General features: G+C 68.2%; 23 protein-coding genes and 3 pseudogenes. 15 read left to right on the top strand and 11 right to left on the bottom strand.

Annotation, left to right across the window (positions count from 1 at the left end; translation table 11 throughout):
- Nucleotides 1-386 precede the first annotated feature (386 nt).
- The 3 genes from ACWDKQ_RS21785 to map form a co-directional block, all read right to left on the bottom strand.
- The gene (locus ACWDKQ_RS21785; protein WP_450140602.1) at nt 387-746 is read right to left on the bottom strand and encodes an erythromycin esterase family protein; all 360 of its coding nucleotides are present in this window, start codon (nt 744-746) and stop codon (nt 387-389) included.
- The gene (locus ACWDKQ_RS21780) at nt 695-1,870 is read right to left on the bottom strand and encodes a macrolide family glycosyltransferase (RefSeq protein WP_450140574.1); all 1,176 of its coding nucleotides are present in this window, start codon (nt 1,868-1,870) and stop codon (nt 695-697) included. The genes ACWDKQ_RS21785 and ACWDKQ_RS21780 overlap by 52 nt, the downstream gene beginning before the upstream one ends.
- A gap of 215 nt (nt 1,871-2,085) precedes the next feature.
- Complete coding sequence (map, locus tag ACWDKQ_RS21775; RefSeq protein ID WP_450140573.1) at nt 2,086-2,853, bottom strand: type I methionyl aminopeptidase; 768 nt, start codon at nt 2,851-2,853, stop codon at nt 2,086-2,088.
- A 60-nt stretch (nt 2,854-2,913) separates the two neighbouring features.
- Here map and ACWDKQ_RS21770 point away from each other — a divergent pair, with 60 nt between their 5' ends.
- The 3 genes from ACWDKQ_RS21770 to ACWDKQ_RS21760 all read left to right on the top strand — a co-directional run bounded on the left by ACWDKQ_RS21770 (nt 2,914) and on the right by ACWDKQ_RS21760 (nt 4,900).
- Nucleotides 2,914-3,186, top strand: a complete 273-nt coding sequence (locus tag ACWDKQ_RS21770; protein ID WP_450140572.1) for a helix-turn-helix domain-containing protein — start codon at nt 2,914-2,916, stop codon at nt 3,184-3,186.
- 341 nt (nt 3,187-3,527) lie between these two features.
- Nucleotides 3,528-4,070, top strand: a complete 543-nt coding sequence (locus ACWDKQ_RS21765; RefSeq protein ID WP_450140571.1) for a hypothetical protein — start codon at nt 3,528-3,530, stop codon at nt 4,068-4,070.
- Nucleotides 4,064-4,900 (top strand): hypothetical protein, encoded by an 837-nt coding sequence (locus ACWDKQ_RS21760; protein ID WP_450140570.1) that lies wholly within the window; start codon nt 4,064-4,066, stop codon nt 4,898-4,900. The genes ACWDKQ_RS21765 and ACWDKQ_RS21760 overlap by 7 nt, the downstream gene beginning before the upstream one ends.
- Nucleotides 4,901-4,993: 93 nt before the next feature.
- Here ACWDKQ_RS21760 and ACWDKQ_RS21755 read toward each other — a convergent pair whose 3' ends face one another.
- The 3 genes from ACWDKQ_RS21755 to ACWDKQ_RS21745 all read right to left on the bottom strand — a co-directional run bounded on the left by ACWDKQ_RS21755 (nt 4,994) and on the right by ACWDKQ_RS21745 (nt 7,520).
- Entirely contained in the window at nt 4,994-5,179 is a 186-nt protein-coding gene (locus ACWDKQ_RS21755; RefSeq protein WP_450140569.1) for a hypothetical protein, read from the bottom strand.
- A 711-nt stretch (nt 5,180-5,890) separates the two neighbouring features.
- Complete coding sequence (locus tag ACWDKQ_RS21750) at nt 5,891-6,586, bottom strand: histidine phosphatase family protein (protein WP_450140601.1); 696 nt, start codon at nt 6,584-6,586, stop codon at nt 5,891-5,893.
- 103 nt (nt 6,587-6,689) lie between these two features.
- Nucleotides 6,690-7,520, bottom strand: a complete 831-nt coding sequence (locus ACWDKQ_RS21745; protein WP_450140568.1) for an undecaprenyl-diphosphate phosphatase — start codon at nt 7,518-7,520, stop codon at nt 6,690-6,692.
- A gap of 269 nt (nt 7,521-7,789) precedes the next feature.
- Here ACWDKQ_RS21745 and ACWDKQ_RS21740 point away from each other — a divergent pair, with 269 nt between their 5' ends.
- From ACWDKQ_RS21740 to ACWDKQ_RS21730, 3 genes are all read left to right on the top strand, one after another.
- The gene (locus ACWDKQ_RS21740) at nt 7,790-8,773 is read left to right on the top strand and encodes an aldo/keto reductase (protein ID WP_450140567.1); all 984 of its coding nucleotides are present in this window, start codon (nt 7,790-7,792) and stop codon (nt 8,771-8,773) included.
- Nucleotides 8,774-8,897: 124 nt separating this feature from the next.
- On the top strand, nt 8,898-9,878 hold the full coding sequence (locus ACWDKQ_RS21735) for a YncE family protein (protein ID WP_450140566.1): 981 nt from the start codon (nt 8,898-8,900) through the stop codon (nt 9,876-9,878).
- Entirely contained in the window at nt 9,875-10,102 is a 228-nt protein-coding gene (locus ACWDKQ_RS21730; RefSeq protein WP_450140565.1) for a DUF5703 family protein, read from the top strand. The genes ACWDKQ_RS21735 and ACWDKQ_RS21730 overlap by 4 nt, the downstream gene beginning before the upstream one ends.
- 175 nt (nt 10,103-10,277) lie before the next feature.
- Here ACWDKQ_RS21730 and ACWDKQ_RS21725 read toward each other — a convergent pair whose 3' ends face one another.
- From ACWDKQ_RS21725 to ACWDKQ_RS21715, 3 genes are all read right to left on the bottom strand, one after another.
- Nucleotides 10,278-10,562 carry a lipoate--protein ligase family protein gene (locus ACWDKQ_RS21725; protein ID WP_450140564.1) on the bottom strand — a complete coding sequence of 95 codons (285 nt, stop codon included), beginning with the start codon at nt 10,560-10,562 and terminating at the stop codon, nt 10,278-10,280.
- Nucleotides 10,563-10,725: 163 nt separating this feature from the next.
- Nucleotides 10,726-10,887: a hypothetical protein gene (locus tag ACWDKQ_RS21720; protein ID WP_450140563.1), complete on the bottom strand. Its 162-nt coding sequence runs from the start codon at nt 10,885-10,887 to the stop codon at nt 10,726-10,728.
- A gap of 35 nt (nt 10,888-10,922) precedes the next feature.
- Nucleotides 10,923-11,174 (bottom strand): hypothetical protein, encoded by a 252-nt coding sequence (locus ACWDKQ_RS21715; protein WP_450140562.1) that lies wholly within the window; start codon nt 11,172-11,174, stop codon nt 10,923-10,925.
- Between the two features lie 55 nt (nt 11,175-11,229).
- Here ACWDKQ_RS21715 and ACWDKQ_RS21710 point away from each other — a divergent pair, with 55 nt between their 5' ends.
- From ACWDKQ_RS21710 to ACWDKQ_RS21690, 5 genes and pseudogenes are all read left to right on the top strand, one after another.
- A complete protein-coding gene (locus ACWDKQ_RS21710) occupies nt 11,230-11,652 on the top strand; it encodes an amidohydrolase family protein (protein ID WP_450140600.1) in 423 nt (140 codons plus the stop codon).
- Nucleotides 11,653-11,857: 205 nt separating this feature from the next.
- Nucleotides 11,858-12,010, top strand: a complete 153-nt coding sequence (locus tag ACWDKQ_RS21705) for a hypothetical protein (RefSeq protein WP_450140561.1) — start codon at nt 11,858-11,860, stop codon at nt 12,008-12,010.
- Between the two features lie 61 nt (nt 12,011-12,071).
- Nucleotides 12,072-12,650 (top strand): annotated as a pseudogene (locus tag ACWDKQ_RS21700) (threonine synthase); the annotation flags it as partial.
- Entirely contained in the window at nt 12,614-13,282 is a 669-nt protein-coding gene (locus ACWDKQ_RS21695; RefSeq protein WP_450140599.1) for a threonine synthase, read from the top strand. The pseudogene ACWDKQ_RS21700 and the gene ACWDKQ_RS21695, both read left to right, overlap by 37 nt.
- 561 nt (nt 13,283-13,843) lie before the next feature.
- Entirely contained in the window at nt 13,844-14,395 is a 552-nt protein-coding gene (locus ACWDKQ_RS21690) for an LLM class flavin-dependent oxidoreductase (protein ID WP_450140560.1), read from the top strand.
- Here the strand turns inward: ACWDKQ_RS21690 and ACWDKQ_RS21685 are convergent.
- Nucleotides 14,313-15,287, bottom strand: a complete 975-nt coding sequence (locus ACWDKQ_RS21685) for a recombinase family protein (protein WP_450140559.1) — start codon at nt 15,285-15,287, stop codon at nt 14,313-14,315. The two genes, ACWDKQ_RS21690 and ACWDKQ_RS21685, sit on opposite strands and share 83 nt — an antisense overlap.
- Nucleotides 15,288-15,426: 139 nt before the next feature.
- Between ACWDKQ_RS21685 and ACWDKQ_RS21680 the strand changes: the two genes are divergently transcribed.
- The 4 genes and pseudogenes from ACWDKQ_RS21680 to ACWDKQ_RS21665 all read left to right on the top strand — a co-directional run bounded on the left by ACWDKQ_RS21680 (nt 15,427) and on the right by ACWDKQ_RS21665 (nt 18,894).
- Nucleotides 15,427-16,122 (top strand): TetR/AcrR family transcriptional regulator, encoded by a 696-nt coding sequence (locus tag ACWDKQ_RS21680; protein WP_450140558.1) that lies wholly within the window; start codon nt 15,427-15,429, stop codon nt 16,120-16,122.
- A gap of 198 nt (nt 16,123-16,320) precedes the next feature.
- Nucleotides 16,321-17,415: pseudogene (locus ACWDKQ_RS21675) on the top strand (FAD-dependent oxidoreductase); the annotation flags it as partial.
- Nucleotides 17,416-17,427: 12 nt separating this feature from the next.
- Nucleotides 17,428-18,231, top strand: coding sequence for an alpha/beta fold hydrolase (locus ACWDKQ_RS21670; RefSeq protein ID WP_450140598.1), 804 nt, complete (start codon nt 17,428-17,430; stop codon nt 18,229-18,231).
- A gap of 30 nt (nt 18,232-18,261) precedes the next feature.
- Complete coding sequence (locus tag ACWDKQ_RS21665) at nt 18,262-18,894, top strand: NADPH-dependent FMN reductase (RefSeq protein WP_450140597.1); 633 nt, start codon at nt 18,262-18,264, stop codon at nt 18,892-18,894.
- A 348-nt stretch (nt 18,895-19,242) separates the two neighbouring features.
- Here ACWDKQ_RS21665 and ACWDKQ_RS21660 read toward each other — a convergent pair.
- A pseudogene (locus ACWDKQ_RS21660) lies at nt 19,243-19,515 on the bottom strand (Tn3 family transposase); the annotation flags it as partial.
- Nucleotides 19,516-19,575 lie beyond the last annotated feature (60 nt).

Genomic DNA, 19,575 nt, shown 5'->3' with positions numbered 1-19,575 from the left:
CCTCGTTGCGTAGGACCAGCAACTCCACATCCTTGGCCGCCGACGAACGGCCGAGCAACACCAGCCAGCCGGAAAAGCCGGATGAAGATCAGGTAGAGCAGACACGCAACGACACGGCGCACGATCATTCCTGGATCGCGGCTGTGCGTCGGCGGTGGCCGCCCGCATCCGGTGAGGACTGGTCCATGGGTGGTCTGGGCGCTGTGGTCACCTGCTGTGGTCGCCAATACCACTCACGGGCCGCGCGGATCGGTGCCGGCTTCGCTGTCGTTGCGCAGTTTCGCGACCACATCGGGGACGAGAGGAGTGCAGTTGTTCGGCGTCGGCGAGGAGCCCGGTGGCTGTGGCGTGGAGATCGAGCAGCGCGATGGTCCGACTGGTGGTGTTCAGCAGCGCTTCGATGGTGGTCGGTGATGGGGTTCTCCGCTGCAAGGACACGTCCCCGTCGTAGGGTTGCCCGCTGCGCGAGGTGAGGTGGATTTGCAGGCCGTTGCCGTAGGCGTGGCGATGACGACCATGTCGCTGCCAAGTTCGGGTGCGAGCAGTCCGCCCATGGTCGGCCGACCTGTGATAGGGCTTCGTTGCACGTGGCCGTTGTGCGAGCTGATCACGACGCGGTGTCCTCGGTCGAGGAGCCGGTGCACCGCGTCAGTCATGAACTCGCCTCGAGGCTGGCCACTGCCGTTCCCCGCGGTCAGCCCAGGTGGGTTTCGAGGGCGTCGGCTCCGGCGGGGGCTCCGCCGCAGCCGCGGATGATCTCGCGCATCCAGTCGAGGTTGGCGCTGACCTGCTCGTCGGCGGCGATGGTGTCGACCGCGACGCGCAGGCCGGTGGCGGTGAGAGTTTCGGGCTTCAGCCAGCGGCCGAGTCCCAGTTCTTCGACGCGGGCGGCGTTGGCGGCCTGTTCGGGCATCTGCGGCACGGCCACCAGCGGCACCCCGGCGTGCAGGGATTCCATGGTGGAGTTCATGCCGGTGTGGGACAGGAACGCGGTGGCGTGGCGCAGGACCGCCGGTTGCGGGAAGGAGGCGCGCACGTCGAAGTTCTCGGGGATCGACCCGAGTTGGGCCTGGTCGATGCGCTGGCCGGTGGACATCGCGATCTGCCAGTGGCTTTCGCCGAATGCCTCGAAGCACATCCGGTAGAACTCCGGGCGGTCGTTGAACGCGGTGCCCAGGGAGACGAACAGCAGCGGGGCTTGCGGATCGCGGGGCTTCCAAGGCGCTTCGGCGCGCTCGCCCAGCAACGGGCCGATGAAGCGGAACCGCTGGTCGAAGGTGTCGGCGCGGAGCTGGAATTCCCGCGGCAGGAACACCAGGTTCAGCTCGGCGGGCGGCGCGCCGAAGGGCAGTTCGGCGCGCACGCCGAACTCGGCGCCCACCTGCTGGATCCGGCTGCCGAATTCGGCGAGCATTTCGGTGTGGAATCCGGCGTTTTCGGCAGCGAACATGTCGCGCAGCGAGAAGTTCTCGTTGGCGGCGAAGCTGGGCACCAGCGCGATCTCGGGGACGTCGAGGTCTTGAGCCAGCAAGCGTCCGATGCTGGTCATCACGTCGAAGCACACCGCATCCGGCGGGTCGGCGCGAAATCGTTGCCGAAGCAGCGGGAAGCTGACGCGGATGTCGTCGATGAGGAAGTGCATCAGTTTCGCCACCGGCGGCGGGCCGGGCTGGACCGGTGACGGTATTTTCGGCATTTCGGTGGGTAGTTCCAGGATTTCGGCACCACTGGCTCGCACGGTGGGCGCCATTTCACGGCCTACGGCGTAGCTGACGCGATGACCGCGGCGCAGCAGTTCGGCGACCAGTGGCAGCGTGGGGTTGACGTGGCCGACGGCGGGAATGCTGACGAAGGCGAAGTGCTTTTTCATGATTCCTCGTGCTTGGACGTGCGCGTTCCGCGCAGGGCTCACCATCCAGTATCCGGGTCTGTTCCGGCGGCGGCATGTGGCGTTGATCATCGAAGGAATCGCGTCCGGCATCGGCCGTTGTTCGCATTCCCTCGTGCCGTTTCCAGCTACCACCACATGCGTTGGGCGGTTCCGGGATTTTCCGCGAAACCCCGCAACTGCGTGGTTCCGGGGGGTCAGGGCAGGGTGAGCACGCGTGGCCCGTCCTCGGTGATGGCGATGGTGTGCTCGACGTGGGCGGCACGGCTGCCGTCGCTGGTGAGCACGGTCCAGCCGTCCTCGGCGGTGCGGATGTCGTCGCTGCCGCCGGCGAGGAACATCGGCTCGATGGCCAGGACCAGTCCGGGGCGCAGCGGGCAGCCGCGTCCGCCGGGTCCGTCGTTGGGCACGAACGGGGCTTCGTGCATGTCGCGGCCGACACCGTGGCCTCCGAGGGGGCCGGGGATGCCGTAGCCAGCGCCGCGCCCAACGACGCCGATGGCGCGGGCGATGTCGCCGGTGTGGCCACCGGGCCGGGCGGCCACGATGCCGTCGGTCAGGGCTTGCGCGGTGGTTTCGGTCAGCTGGGTGTCCTCGGGGCGGGCCGGGCCGACGCTGAAGGTGATCGCCGCGTCGCCGACCCAGCCCTGCAGGCGGGCTCCGCAGTCGATGCTGACCAGATCGCCGTCGGCCAGTGCTCGCCCGTTGGGGATGCCGTGCACGATCGCGTCGTTGACCGAGGCGCAGATCGTGCCGGGGAACGGGGTGGGTGCCCAGTTGGGCCGGTAACCGAGGAACACCGGTTGTGCGCCGGCTTCCGTGATGGTGGTGTGCGCGATCTCGTCAAGTTCGCGCAACGTGGTGCCGGCAGTGGCGTGCGCGCGGATGGCTTGCAGCGCTTGCGCGACGATGCGGCCCGCTTCGCGCAGCGCGTCGATCTCGGTCGCTGTCTTCAGTTCGATCACGCGTGGCTCTCCCCCACCAACTGGACCCAATAACTATACCGATACATTAGTATCAAGAACATGGTGCGTGTGCCGCTGAACGAGCACGAACGGCGACGGGGCGAACTGCTCGGCCAAGCGCTGCGGGACGCCCGCGGCGAACGCAGCATGGTCGAGATCGCGGCCGCATCCGGGATCTCCACCGAAACCCTCCGCAAGATCGAGAAAGGCCGCATCCCCACCCCGGCTTTCTTCACCGTCGCCGCGGTCGCCGACGCGGTCGGGCTGTCGCTGGACGAACTACGCAGGAACGTCACGGCCACGCAGGAAACACAACGACGCATGTCGGCCTGACGCCACCTCAACACATAAGTTCTCCTTAAGCCCGGCTGAAAAGACCGGCGACCGGAATGCCCGCGGCGCCCGGCCCGAGGTCCGCCGCAAAGAGTCCACATCGGACGATCACGATAACGACTCTTCGTGTCCGGACATTTGTTTTCGGTCGCCCTCACGCACTCCACCGACGCTGCGATGGAGATCACAAACAAGACCTCCGCGGTTCCATACGCACCGACAACCAGCCCGCAACCCACAGCGCCGCCCCGGCGTACGACACGAGTTCATGACGAATTCGCTACGATTCGCCAGCCGGGTCGGGGAGAGAACAACCGGCACAACACGAACGGAGTCACGAGTTGCCTGCCGAGCACCCCGACCAGTTGCGCCGCTGGTGGTGGAAAAGCCCCTTAGCGGTACGCTTGCTGCCCGCCGCCGCGCTGTTGACCGCGACCGGAGCCGGCGTGATCAACACCCTGCCCACCGGCAGCCAAGATCTCGCCACTCCCCCGCAACCCTCGCGCGTGCCCGTCAGCCACCTCGCCCCGGTCACCACCTCGATGGCCCCGCCGACCACCACGACCACCGAACCCGAGCCGACCACGCCTCCGAGCACGACGACCAGCACCACCAGCAAACGACCCACGCCCTCGGCCGCCCCCACCACGACCACCCCCACACAACAGCCCCAGCCAACCCGCCCGGCCAACCCGCCCGGCCACGACGGCGACAACGGCCGCCCCCGGACCACCACCACCAACCACGACGCCGACTGGGTCCCAGTGGTCGACGAAGGGGAACGCTGCTCCCGGGAAGGTGACCCCGGCCGCACCTCCTCCGGCGCACCCGCCAGCTGCGAACGCGCCGATGACGGCAAGCTGAGGTGGACCACGCAATGGTGAACAACGCCGACGACAACCACCCCACCGACCGCCACCACGCCAGCGCCCTGCGCATCCTGGAAAACGGCCCCCACGCCCCGCAATGCCCCTACGGGCACGGTCCGCTGACCACCGTCACCGACCACGACGCCCCCACCGGCGTGGTCATGGTCTGCCCGCAATGCGGGCAACGCCGCGACACCGAAGTCACCATGCTGCGCACCCTGCTCAACCCCGACCACACCGGCTTCGACCAGCCGCTGAAGACCCCAACCGAGAACCCGTCGGTGACCGACACCGCCGAAATCCCCCGGGTGCGACCTGAGGACACCGCCCGCGAGCCACTCGGCAAGATCACCCCCCGGGAAACCACCCGCGACAACCTCGCCGACGCCGACGAAACCGACTTTGACGTCCCCGAACAGCCCACGGCCGCGCACCGCGGCCATCGACCCGATGGCACCATCCGCACCACCGGCTGGCTGCAACTGGGCAAAATCCCGATCAGCTCCGGACTGTGGGCCGCGCTCACCGGCGCCGCGCTGGGCCTGGCACTCATCGACCTGCAGACTTGGCTGCCACTGACTCTGGCCGCCGCGGCCTTCGCCGCATGGTTCGCCACCACCCGTTGGTGGCTGCCCGCCTCGGCCGCCACCAACATCGAACAGGTCAACGCCGACGAACTGCTTCCCGGCGACGCGGTCCGCATCTACGGGCCGATCGGCCCCGTCGGCCTCGTCGACCAGGTCACCCTGGCCAACAACCAACAGGTCCTCGTCCGCTACAGCGGCGGCACCCAGCGCTTCCTATCCGAAGACACCCGCTGCCACCTCGTCCAGCTCCGTAGCTAGCCACCACGACGTTTCACCTGGTCAGCGTCCGTGAGTACGTCCAGGCGTCAGAGCACCGTGTCATGTCTGAGGGACCTCACGGACAGATGTGTGTCACGACGTTGGTGGCAGCTTGTGGTCGGTTGAGGGTTGGTAGCGTCGCGACCGGCCGAGGGCGCCCTGGCGGGCGGCGGTGTCGACGATCACGACGGTGCCGCGGGCGCCCTGCCAGTACACAGTGTCGGTCTGGCCAGCCCAGCGGCGTCCGAGGACGCTGGAGCAGCCGGACAAAACGATCACACCGATGACTGATACCTGGTGGTGTGTCGTGCGTGCCGGATGGGCTGGCGTCTGATGCGGCGGGCGCGGCTTTGGCGCGGGCGTTGTAGCGCTGCTGGGGTATTTGGCCGCCTCGCCGCTAGCGAGGTAGTGCTCCATCCCGTCGATCTGCCAGCACACGTTGGGTCGGCGTACTCGAACCGACGCCGCGTTTCCGGGCGCTAGCGGGGCTGCGGACGATCTGGCGGTGCGGCCACCGGATCGGGATCGGCCCGATTTCGATCCCTCAACCTCAAGTTGCTTGCGCACCCGCACACCGCCTCGGACGCAGAGGCCAGCCGGCAACGCACCCGGTCGGCGGCACCGGGACAGTGCTGCGCCGAGTGAACCCGGCCGCGCCCTCAGCACGGACCTGGGACACATACCTGTAAAACGTCTCCCGGGACACGCCATCCTCGCGGCAGAACCCCACCACACAGGTGCGACGGCGGCAACCTACGCGAGCGCGGCACGAACTCGGGATCCATCGGAAACCCCGCTGTGCCCATCGCCGCGTGATCACGCAACAGCCCTGGTCGCCACACAGACAAGCCGAACAGTGTCCGTGAAACCCTGAGACATCAACTGTCAGCGACGTCCTGAACTAGAGCCGGCTGCCATAGCACCCGAAACCACTCACGGTCACTGACCAGGCCGAACCGGTCACTGACCAGGCCGAACAACGCCCCAGGGTCAACCTCGACCGGACTCCGAAACGCCGGTCGAACCGCCCACGACCGCATCCGAACCCGACTTCGCCGCATCCACCGGCGGCACCAACCCCGACACATCCCCGCCCGTGTCGTTGACCTTCAACACGAACGGCCTCGTCTCGGTGTAGCGCACCACGCTCACCGAACACGGATCCACCACGATCCGCTGGAACGCATCCAGGTGCAGCCCCAACGCATCCGCCAGCACCGACTTGATCACGTCACCATGCGTGCAGGCCAACCACACCGCATCCGCTGGCAGCCGACGATCATGCGCCCGCACCGCCGCCACCGACCGCGCCTGCACCTGCGCCAACCCCTCACCACCCGGGAACACCGCCGCCGACGGGTGCTGCTGCACCACCTTCCACAACGGCTCCTCGACCAACTCCGAAACCTTGCGCCCGGTCCACTCACCGTAATCGACCTCAGCCAGTTCCGGCTCCACCACCGGCGAAAGCCCCCGCTGCGCCGCCAACCCCGCCACGGTCTCCCGGCACCGCTGCAACGGCGACACCACGACCTCCCGCAACGGAACCCCAGCCAACCGGTCCACCAGACCCACCGCCTGACCCACCCCGGTCTCGTCCAACCCGACACCGGGCGAACGCCCGGCCAAAGTCCCGGCACCATTGGCCGCCGACCGCGCATGCCGCAACAGGATGAGAGTCGCCACGCCCGCCGAGGGTAGGCCCCACCCCGACGCCACCTACCACACCCCCCACAAAAAGGCGCGGCCCGCACCAACCCGGTGCGGACCGCGCCCAACGATCACCAGATCACGGCTGCATGACGCCGAAACCCAACAACCCGAACAACACCAACCCCAACACGATCCGATACCACACGAACAAGTACACGCTGTGCCGCTCCACGAACCGCAACAACCAGGCGATCACCGCATACCCGATCACCCCGGCCACCACCGTCGCCACGACCATCTGCGCCACCGACGGCTGCAACCCGTACGGGCTCGGCTCGAACACGTGCGGAATCTCCGACAACCCCGCCGCGAACACCGCCGGAATCGCCAACAAGAACGAGAACCGCACCGCCGTCGGCCGATCCAACCCCAACACCAAACCAGCCGTGATCGTGCCACCCGACCGCGACACACCCGGGATCAACGCCAACGACTGCGCGAAACCCATCGCCACGCCATCGCTCAACCGCAACCGGTCCTGCGCCCGACACTGCCGGCCGAACCGCTCCGCCAACCCCATCAGCACACCGAACACGATCAACGTCGCACCAGTGATCCACAAACTCCGAAACGTCGACCGGATGAAGTCCTGGAACAACAAACCCAGCACCCCGATCGGCAAACTGCCCACGATCACATACCACGCCAACCGGTAATCCTGCGTCCGCCGGACCTCAGCCGACACCAAACCCCGAAACCACACCGCCACCAACCGCACGATGTCCTTGGCGAAGTAGACCACCACCGCCAACTCGGTACCGATCTGCGTCACAGCCGTGAACGACGCACCCGCATCGTCACCGAAGAACAACTTCGACACGATCGACAGATGACCAGACGAAGAAATCGGAAGGAACTCGGTGAGCCCCTGGACCACGGCCAACACCATGGCCTGAAACCACGACAACGAAACCCACTCCAGCACGATCGCGAAAACTCTTATGCGCCCACCGGCCACCGGCCGGTGGGCCCGGAACCCAGATCTTGCAGCATTCCCAACAACCACCCGCCCCCACCCCGCAAACCCGCATCCCAGCAGGTCAGCACGCAATTGATCACAGCGAGCAACGAACAAACCGGACCCCCACCAGGCACTGTGATCCGGAACACCCAGAATCAGACCCGCCGCTGCAGCCTCACCGACCACAGCCGCCACAGCGAATACCCTCACCCAACGTGGAACACCGACAACTCGGCCGCAGCGGCCTCCGCGTCTCCCGCCTCGCCCTCGGCACCATGACCTGGGGACTGGACACCGACGCCGACGAAGCCGCCGAGCAACTGTCCACCTTCCACGAAGCAGGCGGCACCCTCATCGACACCGCCGACGTCTACCAAGACGGCCGCAGCGAAGAAATCCTCGGTGACCTCCTCACCACCCAACTCACCCGCGACGAAATCGTCCTCGCCACCAAAGCCGTCGCCCGCCGCAAACCCGGCCCCTTCGGCGGCGGAGCCTCCCGCGGCGCCCTGCTCACCGCCCTCGACGACTCACTGCGCCGCCTCCAAGTCGACCACCTCGACCTCTGGCAACTGCACGCCTGGGACCCCACCGTCCCCATCGACGAAACCCTCTCCGCCATCGACACCGCCGTCAACAGCGGCCGCGTCCGATACGCCGGCATCTCCAACTACTCCGGCTGGCAACTGGCCACCGCCGCCACACACCAAAACGCCCACCCCACCCGCACCCCACTGATCGCCACCCAAGTCGAATACTCCCTGCTCGAACGCGGCATCGAACGCGAAGTCACCCCCGCCGCCGAACACCACGGCCTCGGCCTGCTCGCCTGGGCACCACTGGGCCGCGGCGTCCTCACCGGCAAATACCGCAACACCACCCCACCCGACTCCCGTGGCGCCACCAGCCACTTCGCCAGCTACGTCGAACACCACCGCAACGAACGCGCCGCCCGCATCGTCCAAGCCGTCCTCACCGCCGCCGAAGGCCTCGGCACCTCACCCGTCCACGTCGCCCTCGCCTGGGTCCGCGACCGCCCCGGCGTCACCGCCCCCGTCCTCGGCGCCCGCAACGCCACCCAACTCAAGACCGCCCTCGCCGCCGAAGACCTCACCCTCCCCCCAGCCATCCGCGCCGCCCTCGACGACATCAGCGCCCCCGACAAGAGCTATCCCGAACGCAACCCCGCCCAGCCCTGACCCACCGACAGCCCGACCACACCCGCACAGCCCCCACACAGGAGCCCACCGCCCGGATCAGGGATGCTGGAAGCAAGCAACACGCACCGCACCCCGCGGGCACGCGGCACCAAGGAGGACCTCGTTGCGTCGGCTGGCCATCATCTGCCTCTCCGCAACCCTGCTCACCGGCTGCGGAATGGACACCACCAGCGACCCCCTCCAGGTCACCGACACCCTCACCGCCGCAACACCCGCCACCGCACCCCCGGCAACCACAGCACCAGCAGGAACCGTCCACCCCGCACCATCGGTGCAACACGCCGCCTACGACCGCGACACCCACACCCTCGTGCTCGCCAGCGGCCCCAACCTCACCCTCATCGACACACGCACCAACACCCAACGCACGGTCACCCTCCCCAGCCCACCAGCCACACTGCGCGCCAAACGCGGCCAACTCCTCGCAGCACTCCCCGACGTCAACACCATCACCCGCGTCGACCTGCGCACCGCCACCGCACAACCCACCCCAATACCCGGCGGCCCCGTCGACGCAGTCGACCTCGACGGCAACCGCACCGCGATCATCCTCCGCGACACCGCCACGGTCACCGTCCTCCAAAACGGCAACCCCACCGCCACCACCGAAAAATTCCAGGGCCCCGCACAACTGCTCCCCACCCGCGGCGGCCTCGTCGTCCTCGACCGCCTCACCACCGCACTAACCCCCATCGACACCACCACCGGAGCAAAAGGCGCAGGCCTGCGCGCCGGCCAAGGCGCCACCAACGCCGTCACCGACCGCTACGGCCGCATCCTCACCATCGACACCCGCGGCCAAGAACTCCTCGCCTTCAGCACCGACCCGCTGATCATGAAACAGCGCTACCCCGTCCCCGGCGCCCCCTACGGCCTCGCCTACGACCCCACCCGCGACCTAGCCTGGGTCACGCTGACCGCAACCAACGAAATCGTCGGCTACGACATGACCGGCGGCGAACCCCAAGAACGCCACCGGCTCCCCACCATCACCCAACCCAACGCAGTCGCAGTCGACCCAGACACCGGAGACATCTACATCGCCTCCGCCAACGGCGCCGGATACCAGGTGGTGAGAGTGTGAAACCCGTGAACACGGAAGGAACCGACACCGACTCGGACTGGGAGTACCGGCCGCTGCGCCTGCCTCCGGGCATCACCCGCTGGAGCGCAGCGACCCAACTCAGCATCCACGCCGAATTCTCCGGCTGGGAACTCTCCCGGGTACTCCTCTACTCCGACGGAACCCGCAAGGTCTGGCTACGCCGCCGCCGAACCACCCCAGGCGTACCCGGCCTGCTCACCTGAGCCCAACACCCGCGGTTCTGCCTGACCCAGGCAGAACCGACCAAGCACGCCCACGGCACCCGCAACAACCACTCCCGCGTCGCGAACTTCGACTCGATCAACTCGCGAGCCCGCCCCCGCTCGCCCTCCGACACCGGCCCGTCCACCAACCCGAACCGCCGCCGGAATCCCTCGATCAACCGCTCGATGACACCTCGCGCGCCAACCCCATCTGCCGCCGCAACGGATCCACCCGCTTCTTCGCGCTCGTGATCCCCTTGCCCGACAACTTCTCCTTCCCCACACGCAACACTGACATCTTCGCCGCATCGATGCTGTAAGACATCGTCACGTGGTGCAGCACCGCACCCGACGCCAACCGCTTCTGCGCCGCACCACCGATCTTCCCGCCACCAGAAGCGATGTCGGTCAACGGCTGGTACCACACATTCAACCCCAGCTCCCGCAACACAACCAGCACCCAGTCGTCCAAGAACGCCTACGACTCCGCGAGCCATCCCCGCCACCAGCGAACCCGCCGCGTACAACGAATACGTCACCGTGTTCCCCGGCTCCACGAACATCGCCCACCACCGGTGATCCGCCGCACCACCTCGACACCGTGCCGCTGCGCACCTGCCATGTCAACCTCGTTGCGCACCGACTGGACTCCCGGTGATCACCGCCGGCGCCGCCCACTCCCAGAACCGCAACGTCGGAGCCCGCCGCCCCTCCGCCACCGCCTCGGCCGACACCTGATCCACCGCCATGTGCATCAACGGCGTCTGCGGCCCATGGTGGATCAACCGCCACTCTTGCTCAGCACAATCCGACGCATGCGTCAACGCCCGCCGCACGGCAACACCAACCACCTCCGCATCGAACCCCACCAACCGCGCGCCAAACGCGGCCAACTCCTCCGGGTCCTCGCCGCCAACTCCGCACCCGACAACGCACCATTGATGTTCGCCAAAGCCTCATCCGGCTCCGGGAAGAAATCCCCGCTCAACCACACATCGACCAGCCGACCGTCCACAACGTCCAGATCGACCACGACCAGCTTCCCGCCGGGAACCTTGTACTCACCGTGCACCGCGCACCCCTGAAATCGACGCCTACGCTCCCGGCAACGTCACACGACCACCGCTATCCCACCGCGCACCCCATCAACGGAAGCACGAAAGGCCGACCCGCAGACCATGATCGGTTCCGACGGCCTGCCTCCCGGCACCGGCGGAAAACCGCACCCTCGGCTGACCGGCACCTTCCCCCGCGTGCTCGGCCGCTACGTCCGCGAACGCGGCGTGCTGCCCCTGCCCGAAGCGATCCGCCGGATGACCTCGCTGCCCGCCCAGTGCTTTCGCATCCCCAACCGTGGCGTGATCGCCCCCGGCCACGTCGCCGACCTGGTCGCCTTCAGCACCGACACGGTCATCGACGTCGGCGACTACCAAGACCCGCTGCGGCCACCGGTCGGCATCCCCTGGGTCTGCCAGGCCGGGCGAACCGTCGTCGACAACGGCGAATACCTCGGCCCCCGCACCGGAATCCGCCTCAAACCAAAGGCCTGAGCCCTGTCATTGCGGTTTTTAGTTTGCTTGATGGACTTTCTGAAAGGAAGTTCATTTCAATTACCGCTGATATCATAGATATCAGTGTTCCAACCCATTCCTCCCGACCGGGCGATTTCTGATCAGCGAACGCCCTCCGCGCATGCGATCTCCCAACACGAGAAGCACCATCAGGCAATAACTTCCGCTTCGATAGGAGCCGTGCATGACGCTCACCGACCACTTCAACGCCCCGCAGCAGCGCACCGACTCCCTCACCCCGGACATCCACCTGCCCACCCAGGACCGCGTGGAAACCGCCCCAGGCGCGGACCACGACGACCACGACGAAAGCCACCTGATCCGCGGCTACGACTGATCACCCCGGCCCCGTTCCCGACAACCCCACCAGGACGGTTCGTGCAGTAGGGTCCGAAAACGTGCCGAGCGATCTCTCGCTGGCCATCGGCCAACGCCCACTGGGCGACCCGAACATCACCTATCCGCTGTGGCCACCGCTGACCGGCGGATGTACCGAGACGAGCACCGACGAGATCGCGTACCCGGGCGAGGTCGACTACGACTACGACCAGGTACGCCCGGAGCTGTTCGAGCACACGCCCCGGACCGGCCTGGACCGCTGGGCCCCGCTGCTACCGCCACTCGTCGCCCCGGGACTCGCGGAGGGCGGCACCCCGCTCGTGGAGATCGCCGACGGCGTCCTAATCAAGGACGAGGCGCGAAACCCCTCCTGGAGCCACAAGGATCGGCTGAACCGCTGCGCCACGAGCGCCGCACTGGGCGTGGGCGCGAACGGCATCGTGGTCGTATCGTCCGGCAACCACGGCGCATCCGCAGCCGCGTACGCCGCCCGCGCAGGGCTGAAGTGCGTCGTGCTGGCCTCGGCCGACACACCCCCAGCCGTGGCCTCCTTCCTACGCGCCTACGGCGTAGTCGTGCTGACCGTGCCCACCGACGAGCGCTGGCCGCTGCTACGCCGGATCGCCGCCGAATCCGGCTTCCACCCCGTCAGCACACCAACTCGACGACGCACACGGGCCACGCGTTCGGCACAGGGGGCTACAAGACCATCGCATACGAGATCGTCACTAAGATCGGCGTTCCGGCAGCGGTGTTCGCGCCCACCGGGTACGGCGAACTGCTCTTCGGTGTGTGGAAGGGATTCGCCGAACTGGCACGGCTCGGCGTCGCCGCGACGACACCCCGCGTCTTCGCCTGCGAGCCCGCCGCCAGCGGCCCACTGGCCCGCGCCATTGCCGAAGGACGCCCGGCGGCCAAGGTCGAGACCGCCCGAACTGCCGCCTACGCGATCAATTCCTCGATCAGCGGCCACCGACCTGTTGCGGCGATCCGAGCCAGCGGTGGGCGTGCGTTTCTGGTGGAAGACTCGGAAATGGCCCAAGCACAGCATGATCTCGCCCATGCGGGACTGTGGCACGAGATCTCCGCCGCGGCCGGGCTGGCCGGCTACCGGCAGCTGCAGAACCAAGATTTCGAGGGCCCCGTGGTGTGCATCGCCACCTCCAGCGGATTCAAGGACATCGGCGTCGGTGCGCAACCACCCAAGATCATCAACCCGCACTGGGACGTGGTGCGTCGCCACTTGGAGGCAGCAGGCATCTCATGCTGATCTCAGGGTTCAGGTGGCCCGCTTCCAAACCAGCACCGGCCCGTCGTCCTGCCGGATCTCGCCCATGTTCACGAAGCTCAACTTCCCGGGTTGAAGCGGTTGGTCCCAGACCGGACAGGGTCGCCACAACCACGCTCACGGGCTCGCACGCGACCGGAAGAGCATCCACAGTGGAGCTCCGGTGTCAGCGGCGGGACTCGAGCACGTAGCACCGCGTCAGGTCCACCCCGTCCACGATGGGCCTGTACTCCTGCGCCATCCGCTCCGCAGTTGGCGCCGCACCGCGCCACCACTTCCGCACGTACGGCGCCGACAGCCAGCCCGCAGCAATCCGAAATCCCGCCGGTACAAAAGCTCAAAACGCACCGACCCGACCACTCCCGATCCCGATCCACGAAAACCATTGCCAAGCAAGGCTAGAGTTGCCGGCGCTGACCTCGTGGCTGTTTTTCGATGATTTATGAGAAAGCTGTGGTGGATTCATTTCATTCAATACTGAAATGGCAGATTCAAATGATATAAGAGATCCACCGGCGACTGATCCTGGTGGACGACCGGGGCATGCAGCAGCATGACCCGCATGACGGAGTTGCACTTCTCCTACAACATCTTCGCCGAGACCTGCCGCCGCGCCGACGACATGGCTACGACACGGTGTTCGCCACCGACCACCTCGGCATCGCATCGCCCTTTCCCGCGCTCGTCGCCGCGGCCCAGGCCACCGAGCGCCTCAAGGTCGGCACCCTCGTGCTCAACGCGCCGTTCTGGAATCCGGCGCTGCTGGCCCGCGAGATCGCAACCACGGACGTCCTCACCGGAGGCCGCCTGGAAGTCGGTCTCGGCGCCGGCCACATGAAATGGGAGTTCGACGAGGCTGGCATCGAATGGGAGTCGTTCGGCAGGCGCGCCGAACGACTCAAGTCGACCATCGACGAGCTGAGTCGCCTTTTCGCCACGGACGGCTACGACCAGCAGACGGCTATGCCGGCCTCGGGGAACATCGGTACAGCGGTTAACGCTAAGCCGGTGATCATGATCCTGACCTCGGGTGCATCGGTTGGCGCTGAGAACGATCATGGCCCGGGTGCGAGCGTGCTGACGCGGTTCTCGTAACTCGCGGCGGGCCTTGCGCTGGGCTGGGATCGCGGGGAGGCCGTGGCCGCCGTCGAGCGGCTGACAGCGGGCGAGGAACGGTCACACCCTGGTCGAGCGCGGCCCGCTCGACGGGGTCCAGCTCGGCGGAGCGGAGGAAGTCAGCGACCTTGCCCGGCATGTCGAGGGTGACCGGCAGCTCCGGCGCCGGACCCTCTTCGGCGGTGGTGATGCGGTCGGGCAGGAGGTCGGCAACGGCCGTGCGGATCGCGCCGCGGCTCACGCCGTGGTCGCGGGCGAGGGCGGCGATCGAGCGGCCCTCCAAATACGCGGTGCGTACGTCGTCGGTCTTCGCAGCCGTCACCGCGGGGCAGCGTCCGCCCTTGTTGCCCTTGGCCTCGGCGGCGCGCAGTCCGTCGTAGGTCAGCTCCCGCTGGAGGTCTCGCTGGAGTTCGCCGGCGGCGGCGAGGGTCTGCACCATGAACTTCACGGTGGACAGCAGCTCGCCGGTGCGCGGGTGGCGGGCGGTGAGGTCCATCGCAGAGAACGCGCCGTCGTGGATGCGCGGGGCGAGCTGGTCGCGGTGCAAGACTTCGAGGACGTCGAGGATGTGCTGGTTGCCGCGCACGAGGCGGAACATCTCGGAGATGTGCACGGTGTCGCCCGGCCGGGCGTACGTGAGCAGTTCGCTGAACTTCGGGCGCTGGAGCGGGTGGAGGCGGCTGGAGGTGCCCGCCTCTTCCTCGAACACCCGCGGGTTGTCGATCCCGGCCTCGGCCAGGACGAGGTCCTGGCGGGCGGTGGACTGCTGGTCGGTCGACACCCGCTTGTAGACGAGATTGGCCACGCTGTTTCCCCGCTTCTGCCGCCGCATCGGACCTTGGGTGTCATCTAACCTGTCGTCAGCCGTCATCGGATCTCATTGGATCGGAGCCGCCGTCGGGCCCCGGAATCACAGGGTTCATTGGACGCCAGCCGCCCCTGTCGTCATTCGATCGTTTGGCGACACGCGGGTTAGCCATGGTTCGAACGTGTTCGTTACGATCGGTTCTATGCCTGCGAGACGAGAACCTGTCAGCCGCCGCGAGCGCCCGGCCAAGCCCGCCCTGTCGCGTCGGTGGATCGTGGACACTGCCGTACGCATCATGCGGGCGGAGGGCCTGGAGAAGGTCACCATGCGCCGCCTTGCGCAGGAGCTGGACACCGGACCCGCGTCGCTCTACGTGTACGTCGCCAACACGGCGGAGCTGCATGCCGCCGTGCTGGACTCATTGCTCGGCGAGGTCGACGTTTCGGGCCGACAGGAGGATGACTGGCGCGAGCAGCTCCGCTCCGTGATGACGTCGTACACCCTCGTCCTGTTCGCGCACCCGCAGCTCGCCCGTTCGGCGCTGGTGGCGAGGCCGAGCGGGGAGAACTACCTGCACCTGGTGGATCGCATCCTCGACCTTCTGGCCCGCAGCGGAGCCTCTCGCGAGCAAGTGGCGTGGGGCGTGGACAAGCTTCTGCAGGACGCGACCACTACTGCCGCGGAGCAGTCGACGCAGGAGCACGACCCCACCTCCGCGGACGAGTGGAACGCCACCTTGCGGGCGCTGCATTCCGTCGAGAACTCCACGCACCCGGCGATCGCGGCGCACATGCCCGAGCTGGTGAGCGGCACGGTCGAGGCGCGGATGCGCTGGGGCTTCGACGTCCTGGTCAACGGCATCGTCCAAACCCCGACCCCGGCCCCGCAGGCCGACTGAGCGACCAAAGGAGCGCTCCGGAGAGCGTGTCGTTCGCTACGCGTGGCGAACTTGTTCGCTGCGAACATGTTCGCTATGCTTGGATGGTGGCCGCCAGGATGCCCGTGCCGTAACCGCGCGGGCAGCGCGCCGGCGGCCGGCCGCCGAGGGCAGTTGCCCGGCGGCGGCCACTACCTGCACTGTCTGCGGAGGCACATCATGAGCACTGAGCACTTCCCTGTCGCGATCATCGGCGCCGGCCTGGGCGGGCTGACCGCGGCCCGGGTCCTGCACGTCAACGGCATCGAGGCGGCGATCTTCGAGCTGGAGGCGTCGCGTGAGGTCCGCACCCAGGGCGGCATGCTCGACATCCGTGAGGAGAACGGGCAGAAGGGCCTGCGCGCGGCCGGCCTGTTCGACGGCTTCGAGAAGATCATTCACGAGGGCGGCCAGGAGATGCGTCTGGTGGCACCCGACGGCACCGTCCGTATCTGCGAGGAGGACGACAACACCGGCGGCCGCCCCGAGGTCGACCGCGGTGACCTGCGGGACCTGCTGCTGGACTCGCTGCCCGAGGGCACGATCCGCTGGGGCCGCAAGGTCACCGGCGTGCGCGCGCTGGGCGAGGGCCGCCACGAGGTCACCTTCGCGGACGGCTCGGTGATCACCACCGACCTGCTCATCGGCGCGGACGGTGCCTGGTCGCGGGTGCGCACACTTGTCTCCGACGCCAAGCCCGCCTACACCGGGATCTCCTTCGTGGAGAGTGACCTGCACGAGCCCGACGTGCGCCACCCGGGCCCGGCGGCCCTGATCGGCGGGGGCTTCTTCATCAGCCTCGGCGAGCAACGCGGCTTCCTCGCCCACCGGGAGACCGACGGCAGCTTGCACGTCTACACCGCCCTGAAGGCGGACGAGGGCTACCTCGACACCATCGACTTCACCGACACCGCCGCCGCCAAGGCCACCGTGCTGGCGCACTTCGAGGGCTGGCACGAGGACCTGCGGGCCCTGGTCGGCGACGCGGACGGCGCCCTGGTGCCCCGCAAGATCCACGCCCTGCCCGTCGGCCACCGCTGGGAGCGCACCCCTGGCGTGACCCTGCTGGGCGACGCCGCGCACGTCATGTCCCCCTTCGCCGGTGAGGGCGCCAACCTGGCCCTGGTGGATGGAGCGGAGCTGGGTCTGGCCATCGCCGCCCACCCCGGCGACACCGAGGCCGCGCTCGCCGCCTACGAGGCCGATCTCTTCCCGCGCAGCGAGACCTCCGCCGACGAGTCCGCCACCAGCCTCAACACCCTCTTCAGCGATGACGGCCTGGAGCAGATGGTCGCCTTTCTTCACCGACGGCCCCGCCGCCGGCCAGTGACGCGCCACCCCCGTACCCACCAGGGAGCAACCAGCATGACCACGATGCACACCGTGGAGATACGGCCCGGCCTGGAGCTGCGGGTGCGGGACGCCGGACAGGGCCCGGCCGTCCTCCTCCTTCACGGCGGGCCCGGCCCCGACAGTGTCACGCCTCTGGCGCACCATCTCGTCTCCACCGGCCACCGCGTCCTGTCCCCGACCCATCCGGGCTGGGACGCCACCGCCCGCCCCGAGGACCTCGACTCCGTGGCCGCCCTCGCCGGCGTCTACCACGAACTGCTCGCCCACTTCGAGCTGCGGGACGTGACGGTCATGGGCACCTCCTTCGGCGGCTGGGCGGCCGTCGAGCTGGTCCTCGCCGACCAGGAGAAGCGGATCTCCAGTCTCGTCCTCATGGACGCCATCGGCCCCGAGATCCCCGGCCACAGCGTCACGCTGGCCGGCCCCCCACCGGGCGCCGGCGCCCCCGCCGGCGCGGAGGGCAGGCCCGGCCCGCCGGCGCACCTGTTCGCCACCCTGCACGCCTACACCGGCCCCACCATGAACGACCCCGGGCTGCTGGCCCGCCTGCCCGGCGTCCACTGCCCGGCCCTGGTGATCTGGGGCAGCGAGGACACGGTCATCACCGCGGACTTCGGCCGCGCCTACGCCGCCGCCCTGCCGCAGGCCGAATTCGTCCTCATCCCCGGCGCAGGACACCTGCCCATCCGGGAACAGGCCCCAGCCGTGTACGCGGCCCTCGACACCTTCCTGGACTGACCCCCGCCCGGCCCCCGACGCCCGCCCCTTCTGCCGTCATCCGGGAGCGGTGGCGGGCGTCTTACGCATGACACATCCGAGGAGCACGCGACGACGAAGATAGCGATCATTCTGGGCAGCACCCGCACCGGCCGCTCCGGCGCCGCCGTGGCCGACTGGGTCCACCAGCAGGCCGACGAGCGGGTCGACGCCGCGTACACCCTCATCGACCTCGCCGAGGTCGACCTCCCGCAGATCGACGAGCCCATCCCGCCCGCGGTCGGCCGCTACACCCAGCCCTACACGCGTGCCTGGGCCGAAACCGTCGCCGCCTACGACGGCTTCGTCTTCGTCACCCCCGAGTACAACCGCTCCTTCCCCGGCGTCCTGAAGAACGCCCTGGACCGGGTGTACGCGGAGTGGAACAACAAGGCAGCGGCGATCGTCTCCTACGGCGTCGACGGCGGCGTCCGCGCAGCCGAGGCCCTGCGTCCCGTCCTCGGCGCCCTCCAACTCGCCGACATCGGCGCGGAAGTCACCCTGAACCTGCGCACCGACTTCCGCGACTTCGGTGCCGCCTTCACCCCCGGCGAGCACCAGACGGCAGCCCTCGACGCACTCCTGGGACAACTCGTCACCTGGAGCACCGCCCTCGCCGCCACCCGCACCCCCACCGCACCCTGACCGACCGCCGCGCAGCCAGGGGAGGAGCCTCTCGCGTCACCTTCGCGGCGGCCTGGACCGAAGAGGAGTCCAGGCCGCCGCTGTGCTGCCCCCGCCACCCGCCCGAGGGTTGAACGTGTTCGCCGCAAACATGTTCGTTAAGGTTCTGTGTGAACCCTCGACTTCTCCTTCCTGCAGAAAGGGGCGTTCCCGCGACCCGCAACGCCCTCGTCGTTTTTCCCCCTGGCTCTGACCCTGCCCGATGCCTGGCCGTCGCCGCGGTCGTCGTGGTCACCCAGACCCTCGTCGGGGTGATCGGCATGGTCGTCCACGTCCGGACGATCCCGCGCAGGCCAGCGGTAGGGCGGCTCACTCCTGCACGGCGCCGTCGTCGTCCTCGTCCAGCTCGACCGCTTCCGGGTCGCGCAGCGGGCGCAGGGCGCCTGCGGCCGGGACGCTGGCGGTGAAGCTGTAGCGGCCCAGCAGGTTCAGGTTGCTGTGCTTGAGCGGGGAGAGCCGGGCGACATCCTCGTCCCGGATCTCGTGGCCCTCGGCGCAGAGCTGGGCGACGGCGGCGTCGATGTACCGGGTGGTCCAGAGCACGATGGCGTTGAGCACGAGGCCGAGGGCGCCGAGCTGGTCTTATCCGAACTAGCCGAGGAAGCGCAGGCACCCGCCGACATCACGTCGGCGGTCACGCAA

The sequence above is a fragment of the Saccharopolyspora sp. NPDC000995 genome, assembly GCF_053599315.1.
This window is presented reverse-complemented; position numbering and strand designations above follow the sequence as displayed.

Excerpts from the sequence above, each read along its gene's own strand:
- ACWDKQ_RS21780 (WP_450140574.1), bottom strand. The coding sequence starts at position 1,870 with ATGAAAAAGCACTTCGCCTTCGTCAGCATTCCCGCCGTCGGCCACGTC.
- ACWDKQ_RS21770 (WP_450140572.1), top strand. The coding sequence starts at position 2,914 with ATGGTGCGTGTGCCGCTGAACGAGCACGAACGGCGACGGGGCGAACTG.
- ACWDKQ_RS21760 (WP_450140570.1), top strand. The coding sequence starts at position 4,064 with ATGGTGAACAACGCCGACGACAACCACCCCACCGACCGCCACCACGCC.
- ACWDKQ_RS21705 (WP_450140561.1), top strand. The coding sequence starts at position 11,858 with ATGACGCTCACCGACCACTTCAACGCCCCGCAGCAGCGCACCGACTCC.
- ACWDKQ_RS21690 (WP_450140560.1), top strand. The coding sequence starts at position 13,844 with ATGCAGCAGCATGACCCGCATGACGGAGTTGCACTTCTCCTACAACAT.
- ACWDKQ_RS21685 (WP_450140559.1), bottom strand. The coding sequence starts at position 15,287 with ATGACGGCTGACGACAGGTTAGATGACACCCAAGGTCCGATGCGGCGG.
- ACWDKQ_RS21680 (WP_450140558.1), top strand. The coding sequence starts at position 15,427 with ATGCCTGCGAGACGAGAACCTGTCAGCCGCCGCGAGCGCCCGGCCAAG.
- ACWDKQ_RS21670 (WP_450140598.1), top strand. The coding sequence starts at position 17,428 with ATGGTCGCCTTTCTTCACCGACGGCCCCGCCGCCGGCCAGTGACGCGC.